This window comes from Campylobacter sp. RM12654 (genome assembly GCF_020137585.1).
Classification (GTDB): Bacteria; Campylobacterota; Campylobacteria; order Campylobacterales; family Campylobacteraceae; genus Campylobacter_E.
This window is the reverse complement of the sequence record NZ_JACGAR010000035.1, coordinates 1-11,314: the sequence shown is the minus strand read 5'-3', so window position 1 is coordinate 11,314 and position 11,314 is coordinate 1. Positions and strand designations below refer to the sequence as shown.

Sequence of the window (11,314 nt, the reverse complement as noted above, 5' to 3'; positions counted from 1 at the left end):
ATTACTAAAAGTTACAATATATCAAAATATTAAATAAAATAATAATAGTATTAATTAAAATCAAACCAATTAATTTTAAAAGTATTAATTTTAAGGAAAACTTATGAAAATAGATATCTCGCAAGTAAAAAATATAGCAATGTCTTGGGCTGATAATGTTAAAACTAAAGAATTAAATACTAAAGATATTAGCAATTTAAAAGATAATATAAATAAAAATAATTTTGAGATTAAGACAAGTAAAGAGCAAAATTACAATGTATTTTTTAAATTTGATGAAAGTAATATCGGGGTAAAACTTAGTGACAAGAATATTAATAGATTAAAAGAATTTTTTAATGAAGATAATTTCATTGATACTAGCAAAGGCATTATTTTAGATAAAGATGCAGCAAGTTTTGTCGCTGGGTGGTTTAGCGATGTAGCGTATAAGAGTAATTTTTTAGCAGCCGATAGAAATAACGATGGAGAAGTAGATAAAAAAGAAATTGATTATACTATCTATGCATTTGCTTTATATATAGAGCCAACTAAAGATGGTTCAGGACAAGCTACTAAAGTTGCAAGTTATGTTCCAAGTATTTTGACTGTTAATAATAAACAATCAACTGATATTAGCACAATACTTGATGAAACTATTAGTATGGATAAAAATCTTGATGGTTATATAACAATTGCTGAAAAATATGATTTTAAAGATATTGTTTATGAATACGGAGTATTTTTAGATAATCTACCTTTTATGACAATTTCACACAAAAAAATAAATACTAATATAACTGAAGAATTAAATAAAAAAACAGAAGAACAAATCAAACTTAATAATATAATTGAAAAACTTAAAAAATCACAATCTTTAGATAATAACGAAAAAGAAATATTACAAAAATTTAATATCCAAAACATAAGTAATGAATTAAAAATAAGCGAAGATAAATTAAAAGATTTAATTAGTAATGATAAGCTAGGAGATTTTATAGATTTTACGAAAGAATTTAAAAAAGATTTAAGCGATACAAGATTAATTGATATAAGAATTTGAAATAAAATTTCAAATTCTTAATTTTAATTATTTTTTATCAGCTTCAGCAAAAATTTGAACTTTTACTTCGTTTGCTACTAAGCTCTCATTTGTATCTTTTGCTACATCAAAATCTTTTCTTAAAAGGTCAAGATTTAGGTCAAACCCAAGTTTAGTTTTATCTCCCATTGTAGCAACACCATTGATAGCAACATCAAATGTTACTTCTTTTTTAACGCCATTTATATTTAATTCCCCTGTCATTTTTCCTTGTGTATCACTTACTTTTTCGTATTTACTCATAACAAAAGTAAGTTTTGGATTAACTTTTTCATTTAAAAAATCACTTGATTTTAAATGCTCGTCTCTTTTTTCACTATTTGTATCAACGCTTGCTACATCAACGCTTGCATTAAATACTTTAAAAGTTTTATTAGCTTCATCAAAATCTATCATCGCATCAAAACTTTTAAATTTGCCCTTAGCATTAGAAACTAACATATGTTTAACGCTAAATTCAACGCTAGTATGAACTTTATCAAGAACAAATTCACTAGCACCTAAAATACCTGCTAAGCTTAAAGCTAAAAATAATTTTTTCATAATATACTCCTAAAATAAAATAAGACTAATATAATCTCATAAAAAGATTAATCATTATCATAAATATTTTATCATAAGCTAAAAGGAGAAAATATGAAACATTTATTAATAATTGGAGCTGGTGGAGTTAGCCGTGTAGCAACCTATAAAGCAGCTGAATATAAATATTTTGATAAAATCACGCTTGCAAGTAGAACAAAAAGCAAATGTGATGAAATAGCAAGTTTTATTAAAGAGCGTTTAGGAGTTGAGATTGCAACTGCTACGATTAATGCTGATGATACAAATGCAGTTGTTAAGCTTATACAAGATATAAACGCTACGATTTTATTAAATGTGGCTTTACCTTATCAAGATTTAGCTTTAATGGACGCTTGTTCTCAAACTAAAATTCCATACATTGATACAGCAAATTACGAACATCCTGATTTAGCTAAATTTGAGTATAAAGAGCAATGGGCTAGAAATAATGACTTTTTAAAAGCTGGTGTTCCTGCACTGCTTGGAAGTGGATTTGACCCAGGTGCAACGAATGTTATGTGTGCGTATGCGCAGCAATATTTATTTGATGAAATTCATACAATTGATATTATGGATTGTAATGCAGGAGATCACGGCTATGCTTTCGCAACTAATTTTAACCCTGAAATAAACTTAAGAGAAGTTAGTGCAAATGGTAGATATTGGGAAAATGGCGAGTGGATTGAGACTAAACCACTTGAGATTAAAGTTGAACACGATTATCCTGAAGTTGGGGTTAAAGATAGCTATTTACTTTATCATGAAGAACTTGAGAGCTTATGTAAAAATATAAAAGGTTTAAAAAGAATTAGATTTTTTATGACTTTTGGACAAAGCTATATTCAACATATGAATTGTCTTAAAAATGTAGGTATGCTAGGAATTGAGCCAGTTGAACATCAAGGAATGAAGATAATTCCTATTGAGTTTTTAAAGACACTTTTACCTGACCCTGCAAGTCTTGGTGCAAGGACTAAAGGCAAGACAAACATAGGTTGTATTATTGAAGGTATTAAAGATGGCAAGGCTAAAAAAGTATATATTTATAATGTTTGCGTACATGAAGAATGCTACGCTGAAACTGGCGCTCAAGCAGTAAGCTACACAACAGGCGTTCCTGCTGCAATTGGAACATATTTAATAGCAAGTGGCAAATGGAGCGGAAAAGGTGTGTTTAATATGGAAGAATTTGATGCAAAACCATTCTTTGATGAAATGAATAAAATGGGTCTTCCTATTAAAATACTAGAGCTATAAAAAAATAAACAATAATTCTTATTATTTAAGAATTATTGAATTTAAAAAAAATTAATATATATTAATTAAGTTTTTATAAAATGGCGTTTTTTAAAAATGGGGGGGGGTCGGCGATGTTAAGAGTTTTGTTAAAAGTTTTTATTTTAGTTTTTACTTTACTAGTATTAAATGCTTGTTCTTCTATGTTTTTAGGCTATGAAGAAGAAAATAAAAATAAAATATATTCTTTAGATACTAAAGACTGCGAATTACTTACGAAAAAAGAGCTAAAATACTCAAAAGAAAATGTATTAGAAAAGATTAAAGACCCACTTTACAACGGCAATTATTACGGATATCAAGCATTCTTGTGTAAGTCTTATAAAGATAGTATTAAGCTATTTGATTTTGTTGAAGATGGTTATAAAGATAAAGATGAAAAAAATATATTGTTAAAGATTGGAGAAGGAGTTTTAGAAGGTCTTTTTAATGATAATATAACTGATTATAGCGGTCAATATTATGAAAAAATGCTAACTAATACATACAAATCAATGAGTTATCTAGCTTTAGGCGAATACGATGAAGCTGGAGTTGAAATCAAAAGAGCCTTAGATAGACAAAAAAGAAATAAAGAAGAATTTGAAAGCGATATTTTAAGCGAATTAAACTACTTACAACAAAAACCTAGAGAAAGTAATGAAGTAATAGACATTATAAATAATAGTGTCCCAATTCCTGCTTATAAGTCTTATGCTAATTATTCTAATCCATTTGTTAGCTATTTTTCTGCTCTTTATTATATTTTAGATGGTAGGTCAAATAATTCTATTGATTTATTAAAAGAAGTTTATTCTCAAGAAAATGATTTGCTGTTTTATCAAGATTATGAATTAGCTAAAAACAATTTCAACACTAAAAGAATAGCAAATAAAATAAAAAAAGGAATGCAAATATCTAAAACAAATAAATATATTTGGGTAATTTATGAAAATGGTAAATCTAAATCTTTAAAAGAATTTAATCTATCATTGCCTATTGTTTTTATTAAGAAAAACGATAATGATATAGATTATAAAATTCCTTTTGGAAATGAAAAATACTCTGTTTATGCTAATCAATTAGCCGTTAGTAGTTTAGTGTTTTCAATAGCAATTTTAGGAGATAGTAGTGATGCTTATCCTTTTATAATGGCAAATAATCAAAAAACAAGGCTTCTAAGTGATATGGATAAAATAATAGGCGCTGAATACAAAGCTACATTAATACCTAGAATATCTAAGTCTTTTTTAAGAGCGATTACTAAAACAATGATTAGTGTAAAAGCCAATAAAGAGAATTTATATTCTGGCATAGGTGTTGATTTGGTAAATAATTTATTAAACCATTCTGATATTAGATACTTTATAGGTTTACCTAAAAACTATCAAGCAATTAGAATTGCAAATAGTGGAAGTATAAATATTGCAAGTCCAAATTCTCAAACACTATTTTCACAAGAATTAGATATAAATAAACATTATGTAATACTTGTAAAAATTCCTACAATAGGAACTGAATATATAACAATATTTGAAGAAAGGTAAAAAAATGAAAAAATATATCTTAACCGCTTTTGCTGTATTTTTATGTTCGTGTGCTAACAATGCAAATGTAATCAAAAACAATCAATGCTTTAATGTAAGCTATTTAGATGAAGATTTAAATAAAATTCTAAAATGCGAAGAAAGAAGCAATAATGATTTTAATAACCTAATAATTAGTATTGAACTTACTAATATAAGCAATAATGAACTAAATCTTAAATACTCACAAGATTGGTTTTATGATAATGGTATGCATGTTGATAATTTAGGTTTAGCTAAAAAAGAGCTAACACTACAACCAAAAGAAACAAAATATATAAAATTAGGTGCTCCAGCAAACGCACATAATTACAAAATAAAAATTAACAAATTTAATTAAGGAGACAAAATGAAAAAATACTACACACTAGCTTTAGCACTAAGTTTAGGAGCTTGTGCAGCTGCACCAAGTTATGTCGTTGATGAAGTAAATAATGGCAAAAATCAGCCTGTTTCACTAGGTATTGATGATATAGATTTACAAAATGCGGCAAGAGATTTGATTAATTCTATGTTAGCAAGCCCTGTTTTTGCTACTTCAAATCCAAACGAACGCCATATTCTTGTAATGAGTAGGATTACTAATGATACAATGCAACATTTTGATACAGATATTCTTACTAAAAAAATAAGAATTGCTTTACTTAATTCTGGTCGTGTTTATGTAACAACAGCAATTGGAGCTAATGGGGCTGAGGATAATATGACCCACGCTACAAGAGAATTAAGAGATAATGACGAATTTAATCAAAAAACAATCGCTAAAAAAGGCACAATATTAAGTGCAAATAGGTCTTTAAGCGGTAAAATAATTCAAAGAAATACTAGAATTAAAGGAACTTTTAGTGATTCTCAAAGAGTTGATTATTATTTCCAAATGACGGTTACAAATCTTGATAATGGCTTAGCAATTTGGGAAGATGAAATAAAAATTAATAAACTTGGTTCAAATAGGAGTGTAGCATGGTAAAAAAAATAGTTTTATCTTTGGCATTAAGTTCAGTTGTTTTTGCAAATACTTGCGAAAATCCAGGAAATGATATAGAAACATTAATAAAATGTGCAAAAAGTGAGCTTTTAGAAAAAAATCCAAACGCTAAAGTTTATATAGAAACAATATCAATTCCAAAGCATCCAAACGACCCACAATATTATGATTTTTTAAGTGCAAAGTATAATGAAGCATTTTTAAAAATTAAATCTAATTTAGCAATGAAAATGGCAGGAAACTTAGTTGCAAAAGAAATTGCTAAAAAGAATGATCATAGTAAAATGCCAGCAGAATTAGTAGAAGAAAGACTAAATAAAGAAATAGAGCGTCAAAGAAGACTAGAAGAAGCAAAAAATGAAAAAGAAGGTTTCTTAGATGGCTTAATGAATAAATTTTTCGGCAGTGATGATAAGATTGATTTGACAAAACCACAAATTGATGAAGAATTAAGACTTCGTGCAGAAGAAGTGCTATATAGCAATACTTTTAAAGAAGAAATGTATAAAGTAGCTCGTGAAGAAATATCAGGATTAATTCCTTATGAAAACTTTATAGTAGTTAGTGATAATGGTGAAACAGAACTAGGAATAGTAGCATATACATCACCTAAGTCAAGAGAATTAGCAAGAGCTTTAGCAGGTGGCTATAAAGCAAATGCTACAAACAATGAAGAACAATGTAAAAGTGCTGATGCAGTAGTGAATGCTTTAGGCTCAAGTGATAATAAAATAAATAAATTAGGTTTAAAATTCTTTTACAACGAAGCTTGCCAACCATCACTTTTAGCTTTTGGAATGGATACTTATAAGATTGAGGATGGAATGACTAATGAATATAAAAGTTCAAGTTATTCAGTAGCTCAAATATTAGCAGAAAAAACTTTAGCTACTTTTGTAAAATCATCTATTTATACTTATACAAATGCAGATAAAACTACTGATACAGTTCAAAAAGCCTATACAACTTTAATTAAAAAAGGTGCAAATGAAAGTGCAACTGGTGGTAAAGAAACTAGATCAGATAGCTATTCTGATTTAGAAGAATTTTTTAGCTCTGAAGCACAAATGAGCCTAGTAGGTGTTGAAGTTGCTGATAAATGGACTAAGCAATTTGATACACACGGAGTTGCTGGGGTTATTATGTATTATTCACCTACAAGCATAGAACAAGCAAAGCAAGAAAGAAAAGAAATCAAAGGTGATTTAGATAAAAAAACATTAGGCTCAAAAACAAGCGAAATTCCATCAAGTGGTAATGCAAAAGTAATTCGCTCTAAAAATATTGATGTTGATGATTTCTAGGATTAAATTATGAAAAAGATATTAATTGTTTTTTTAGGCTTATTTTTAGTAAGCCTAAATGCTAAAGTAGTAACTACAACTAGCACAAAAACTGCTACCGGAGAAGGCTATGGCATTACATACGAGCAAGCAGTAGATAATGCTTTAGCAGAAGCTGTTTTGAAATTAAACGGAGCCTATGTTAAAACTAGACAAGAAGCTCAAATTAGTGCGATAAAAAGTGGTGATGAAAATGAGATTTATAAACACTTTAACCAACAAATTAGCAAAGCAACAAATGGTCGCTTTAGCTCTTTTGAAGTTATAGAAAATACAAAAACAGAAGATGGATTTAGAGTAGTCGTAAGTATTCAAAAAACAGCAGTTTCAAAAAAATACGAACTAGCCGGAATGAAAAACGATAGAAGAAAAATCATCGTAGCACCTGCTCTAAGTCCGAATAATTTTTCTTTATTAGGAAGAGATAGCGAACAAATAACAAGAGATTTAAGATTTAAAATAGAAAGCAATATCCACAAAACTCGTAAATTTGATTTATTGGATAGACAAGAAGGAGAAGCATTAGCTGTTGAAAGAGATATAATTTTAAATGACGCAAATAAAGATGAAGCTTTAAAATTAGGTCAAAATCTAGGCACTGATTATATATTACTTTACACCATAAGCGATGTTAATACAATTAATAAAAATTACTCAATTATTGGCAGTGGTAGTAGTTCTAAAGTAAGTGTTAGTATAAATTATCAAGTTATTACATTTGCAACTAGACAAATAAGATTTGCTGATAGCATAAACCTTGATATAAAATCTAAAGATTATGATAGCATTTTAAACAATATTGCAAGCACTATTGTATTAAACACTCAAGCTGCTATTTATCCGCCAAAAATAGAAAAAATCAGCAATAATCAAGCAGTTTTTACTCAAAGCCTACCTATAAATACACAACTAGAATGCTATAAAAAAGGCGATAAAATCTATGATAGTTACACAAAAGAGCTAAACGGCTACGAAGAAATTTTTAGTGCTTTAGTGCAAGTAACTAATGCAAATGCTAAAACAAGCTATGCAAAAATACTAGAAGGTAATGCAAATAAAGGCGATATTTGTAGATTTAAAAATATTGGCAACAACTCTACAAGTAATGATGCAAATGGAAAAGATGTAAAAGATATAACACCGGTTCAAGGTGGTGGATTTATATTTTAAAAATAAAAAGAATTTGATTTATTCAAATTCTTTTATCATACAAATTCTTACTATCTTTATACGCCATTAAAATAGCTAATAAATCTCTTTCATCTTTGATATTTTGAATATTAATTTTGCTAAGTATTTCTTCCATACTTTCACGAGTGCTAGTGCCTTTTACTTCTATTTTTTCTCTAGGCTTTTCTTCTTCATATTCAGCTTTTATTTTTAGATATTCTTTTTTAAAATCATCTATGCTTATTTTTTCATCTGCAAATAATCTAAAAAGCCTTTCATCATCGCTAAAATTAAATCTTAAATCATCATAATATGTAAAGCTACCACTACTACTATTTATAGGATTTGCTTGCAAAAAGCTTTGCAAATCTTTTTTAATCTCTATATCAGAATGCTTTGCAAAAGCTCTTTGATAAATACTATTTGTCTTATAATCATTTTGAACTTGTAAAAACAAATCAAACATATCATTAGGCTTAGCAATTTGGCTAAGCTCTTTGCTTAAATCTATCTTTTTTAAATCTTTATTATTTGTATTAATGAGATTTATTTGATTTAAAGATGGGTTAATTTGCATTTATGTCCTTTTGTTTATAAACTCGGTTTCTAGCATAGATAAAACATAAGCATCATAGCTATCTTTTTGCTCTCTTAGAGATTTTACCAAGTTTGCTAAGTTTTCTTTATACACATTTAAATCACTCTTTACTTCAATCGGTTCTCTTTTAATCTCTTTAGTATCTAGCTCTTTTGCTGCTAAATCCTTAGTAATTGCTAAAATCCATCTAGGTTTAAATTCTTCTATGCTTAAATCACTATTCAATAAGCTTTCTAGCTCATCATTTAAGGCGATTTGCCCGTTTATTGAATTTGAATTAGTCATAATAAAGCTTAAAAGTTCGCTTAATTCATTTAAACTACTTTTATCATCAAGCCCTAATAGTTTGCCATAAATAGTAACTTCGCCATTCTTACTAACCCCACTAAAACTCTTACCCCAATTATCGTGATTATATAAATTAGAAATGCCTTTTAAATCATCAGAGCTTACTGGCTTAGAATTTAAATCTTTATTAGTTTCAGTCCTTATCTCATCTCTTAAAAATATTTGCCTTAAATCCAAAATACTCTGATTGTTATTTATGATTGTCATTTTAACTAAACCCTTTTATCATATAAATTCTCGCCATTTTTATAGGCTAAAAATAAAGCTAATAAATCTCTTTCATCTTTGATATTTTGAATATCAAGTTTGCTTAAAATATCTTCCATACTTTCACGAGTGCTTGTGCCTTTTACTTCTATGGCTTCAAATGGTTTTTCTTTAGTTTGTTCTTCTTTTTCTTCTTGTTTAATTTCTTCTTTTGTATTTATTGCATTATTTCTTAAATTTTCTTTTTCTTTAACTCTAGCTTGTAATTCTTCAACGCTTGGCATTTTCTTACTATCTATATAACCTAAAGGAAAATCATCAGGCAAACCTAAAGATGGCATATTTAGTGAGTTTAGCGTTCTATCAAGCTCTTTTTTATCAATTTCTACCCAATTTTTCATAAATTCTTTGCTTATTTCTTCTACTAAATCAGGGTCTAATGCTCCAAACACACAATAACCTGCCTTTTCTCCAAGATTTAGATTTTTATCATTTATTGGATTGTAAGTCGGATCGTTTTCTAGCTTTTGCTGGGCTAGTTTAAGATATTCTAAACTAGCCTTTCCATCTTCATAATAAGGTTTATTGGCTTGAATATCTAGGTTATCATTTTTTTTACTAATTTTAGTTGTTGGATATGTTATATAAGAATTAGCCGTTATTTTCATAATCATCTCCTTTATCATCTATATCAGCAAAATTAACAAAAACTTTAAAAATATAAAACTTATTTAAATTTCTTTTATTTGACTTGGGCGTGGTAAATTTGGCTTTAGTTCTTTTGTAATATTTGGCTTAATTATTAGAGCGTATCCACCTAAACCATCTTTATCCCATACGCTATAAAATTCTTTTTTAGAGCTTAGATATTCGCCAAAGCTTGGGTCATATACTTTCACAAAATCCCCATTAATATTATTTACCACTACAAAATGTGGAAATCTCGGGTCATTTTCAATCTTTACTATAAAAGGCACGAATATTTTTTCAAATATATTACGATTTAATTTATAAGCTTTTGCATTAAAACCCAATTTATTTAACGCATTATTTAATTCATTAAAACTTAGCATATTAGTATTTTTATCTAAAACTTCTAAAATATCTTTTTCACTAAAACGCTTGATATTTGTTAGATTTAGTAATGTCGCTATACTACTTGCCCCACAAGATTCTTCATAACTTTGTCTTACTACGGAGTTATTTTTGATTTGTCTATAAGACTTCACTGCAAACTCGGCATTAAGACAAGTTATAGTTATAAAGATTATTAGAATTTTTGCCATAAGCTAATACCAAACACACTATCAGGAGCAGCTGAACCACCACCAAAACTAGCGTTAAAACTGATACTTGTATCATCATTTATACTATAAGTTGAGCCTACACTATATGTTGGGATACTTCTTAGATTTGTATATTTTACACCATTGATTTTCTGAGCTGCTTGAAAACTCTGTGAAGCTTCTAAATCAAGCGTAATTTTAGGGCTTAATACTATACTAAGATTTGCACCAAAATTATAAGAATTTCCATAATTTATCGCTAGTTTATCAAAAGTCCTAGTATCATTATATGTAAATCCCATATAAATACCCCAAATAGCAGGGTCGCTATATCCTTTTAAGTTTAGCTTAGCTGAATGTGATTTAAAATAAAAACTTTTATTTGTATCAAGTGCTTTTTCTCTTTGTAATAATCCTGCTTGATAAGAAAAACTAAGTATTTTATCACTAAAACTATCAAATCTATAATTAAACCCAAGCCACAAGCTCTCAAATGAATAATGAGTTTCACTCATAGGCTTACCCGTAAAAAAATTACTATATTCATTTCTAGTAGCATTAGCGCCAATTGAAGTTATAAAATCAAGCTTGTTATTAAATGAATATATCAAAGTTTCATTCAAACTAAGCCTTTTATTATCAGTCCAAATCACAGGATCGCCTCCTATTATTAGACTTGGATAACTTGTGTAGATATTAGCATTCCCGCTAGTGATTAAACTAAGACTTGTAATGCTTCTAAGTCCGATTTGTCTTTTAAAAAGACTATCAATAGTAATAGCATCAGAGCCAAATAAAAAGCTTAAAGTAAATGCTATAAAAAATAACTTTTTCAAACTCTTCCTTTCAATTTAAAATATAAAATTTC

The 11,314-nt window shown here is 28.1% G+C and carries 13 protein-coding genes; 7 read left to right on the top strand and 6 right to left on the bottom strand.

The genetic code is table 11. The annotated features are described in order from the left end of the window. The first annotated feature begins 103 nt into the window (after positions 1–103). Positions 104–1,042, top strand: a complete 939-nt coding sequence (locus AVBRAN12654_RS08885) for a hypothetical protein (RefSeq protein WP_336614324.1) — start codon at positions 104–106, stop codon at positions 1,040–1,042. 27 nt (positions 1,043–1,069) lie between these two features. Here the strand turns inward: AVBRAN12654_RS08885 and AVBRAN12654_RS08880 are convergent, their stop codons facing one another. Beyond that, positions 1,070–1,624 carry a YceI family protein gene (locus tag AVBRAN12654_RS08880; RefSeq protein WP_214118870.1) on the bottom strand — a complete coding sequence of 185 codons (555 nt, stop codon included), beginning with the start codon at positions 1,622–1,624 and terminating at the stop codon, positions 1,070–1,072. 93 nt (positions 1,625–1,717) lie between these two features. Here AVBRAN12654_RS08880 and AVBRAN12654_RS08875 point away from each other — a divergent pair, with 93 nt between their 5' ends. From AVBRAN12654_RS08875 to AVBRAN12654_RS08850, 6 genes are all read left to right on the top strand, one after another. Next, the gene (locus tag AVBRAN12654_RS08875) at positions 1,718–2,902 is read left to right on the top strand and encodes a saccharopine dehydrogenase family protein (protein WP_214118872.1); all 1,185 of its coding nucleotides are present in this window, start codon (positions 1,718–1,720) and stop codon (positions 2,900–2,902) included. 80 nt (positions 2,903–2,982) lie between these two features. Continuing rightward, positions 2,983–4,467 carry a hypothetical protein gene (locus tag AVBRAN12654_RS08870; RefSeq protein WP_336614323.1) on the top strand — a complete coding sequence of 495 codons (1,485 nt, stop codon included), beginning with the start codon at positions 2,983–2,985 and terminating at the stop codon, positions 4,465–4,467. 4 nt (positions 4,468–4,471) lie between these two features. Then, entirely contained in the window at positions 4,472–4,846 is a 375-nt protein-coding gene (locus tag AVBRAN12654_RS08865) for a DUF1425 domain-containing protein (RefSeq protein ID WP_214118876.1), read from the top strand. Positions 4,847–4,855: 9 nt separating this feature from the next. Further along, on the top strand, positions 4,856–5,476 hold the full coding sequence (lpoB, locus tag AVBRAN12654_RS08860; RefSeq protein ID WP_214118878.1) for a penicillin-binding protein activator LpoB: 621 nt from the start codon (positions 4,856–4,858) through the stop codon (positions 5,474–5,476). After that, complete coding sequence (locus AVBRAN12654_RS08855; protein ID WP_239803361.1) at positions 5,470–6,798, top strand: DUF6844 domain-containing protein; 1,329 nt, start codon at positions 5,470–5,472, stop codon at positions 6,796–6,798. Before lpoB ends, AVBRAN12654_RS08855 begins: the two co-directional genes overlap by 7 nt. A 9-nt stretch (positions 6,799–6,807) precedes the next feature. Further along, positions 6,808–8,007 carry a hypothetical protein gene (locus AVBRAN12654_RS08850; RefSeq protein WP_336614322.1) on the top strand — a complete coding sequence of 400 codons (1,200 nt, stop codon included), beginning with the start codon at positions 6,808–6,810 and terminating at the stop codon, positions 8,005–8,007. Between the two features lie 22 nt (positions 8,008–8,029). Here the strand turns inward: AVBRAN12654_RS08850 and AVBRAN12654_RS08845 are convergent, their stop codons facing one another. From AVBRAN12654_RS08845 to AVBRAN12654_RS08825, 5 genes are all read right to left on the bottom strand, one after another. Then, positions 8,030–8,584 (bottom strand): hypothetical protein, encoded by a 555-nt coding sequence (locus AVBRAN12654_RS08845; RefSeq protein ID WP_336614321.1) that lies wholly within the window; start codon positions 8,582–8,584, stop codon positions 8,030–8,032. Continuing rightward, positions 8,585–9,160, bottom strand: coding sequence for a hypothetical protein (locus AVBRAN12654_RS08840; RefSeq protein ID WP_336614320.1), 576 nt, complete (start codon positions 9,158–9,160; stop codon positions 8,585–8,587). It abuts the gene before it with no gap. Between the two features lie 5 nt (positions 9,161–9,165). Further along, positions 9,166–9,828, bottom strand: a complete 663-nt coding sequence (locus AVBRAN12654_RS08835) for a hypothetical protein (protein WP_336614319.1) — start codon at positions 9,826–9,828, stop codon at positions 9,166–9,168. Between the two features lie 63 nt (positions 9,829–9,891). After that, positions 9,892–10,446, bottom strand: a complete 555-nt coding sequence (locus AVBRAN12654_RS08830) for a cysteine peptidase family C39 domain-containing protein (RefSeq protein WP_214119685.1) — start codon at positions 10,444–10,446, stop codon at positions 9,892–9,894. Beyond that, positions 10,431–11,282 (bottom strand): hypothetical protein, encoded by an 852-nt coding sequence (locus tag AVBRAN12654_RS08825; RefSeq protein ID WP_214119684.1) that lies wholly within the window; start codon positions 11,280–11,282, stop codon positions 10,431–10,433. Before AVBRAN12654_RS08825 ends, AVBRAN12654_RS08830 begins: the two co-directional genes overlap by 16 nt. Positions 11,283–11,314 lie beyond the last annotated feature (32 nt).

What these genes read in the sequence shown, in the direction of transcription:
- AVBRAN12654_RS08835 (WP_336614319.1), bottom strand. Translation starts at nt 9,828, where the DNA reads ATGAAAATAACGGCTAATTCTTATATAACATATCCAACAACTAAAATT.
- lpoB (WP_214118878.1), top strand. Translation starts at nt 4,856, where the DNA reads ATGAAAAAATACTACACACTAGCTTTAGCACTAAGTTTAGGAGCTTGT.
- AVBRAN12654_RS08875 (WP_214118872.1), top strand. Translation starts at nt 1,718, where the DNA reads ATGAAACATTTATTAATAATTGGAGCTGGTGGAGTTAGCCGTGTAGCA.
- AVBRAN12654_RS08870 (WP_336614323.1), top strand. Translation starts at nt 2,983, where the DNA reads ATGGCGTTTTTTAAAAATGGGGGGGGGTCGGCGATGTTAAGAGTTTTG.
- AVBRAN12654_RS08865 (WP_214118876.1), top strand. Translation starts at nt 4,472, where the DNA reads ATGAAAAAATATATCTTAACCGCTTTTGCTGTATTTTTATGTTCGTGT.
- AVBRAN12654_RS08885 (WP_336614324.1), top strand. Translation starts at nt 104, where the DNA reads ATGAAAATAGATATCTCGCAAGTAAAAAATATAGCAATGTCTTGGGCT.
- AVBRAN12654_RS08845 (WP_336614321.1), bottom strand. Translation starts at nt 8,584, where the DNA reads ATGCAAATTAACCCATCTTTAAATCAAATAAATCTCATTAATACAAAT.
- AVBRAN12654_RS08880 (WP_214118870.1), bottom strand. Translation starts at nt 1,624, where the DNA reads ATGAAAAAATTATTTTTAGCTTTAAGCTTAGCAGGTATTTTAGGTGCT.
- AVBRAN12654_RS08840 (WP_336614320.1), bottom strand. Translation starts at nt 9,160, where the DNA reads ATGACAATCATAAATAACAATCAGAGTATTTTGGATTTAAGGCAAATA.
- AVBRAN12654_RS08850 (WP_336614322.1), top strand. Translation starts at nt 6,808, where the DNA reads ATGAAAAAGATATTAATTGTTTTTTTAGGCTTATTTTTAGTAAGCCTA.
- AVBRAN12654_RS08830 (WP_214119685.1), bottom strand. Translation starts at nt 10,446, where the DNA reads ATGGCAAAAATTCTAATAATCTTTATAACTATAACTTGTCTTAATGCC.
- AVBRAN12654_RS08855 (WP_239803361.1), top strand. Translation starts at nt 5,470, where the DNA reads ATGGTAAAAAAAATAGTTTTATCTTTGGCATTAAGTTCAGTTGTTTTT.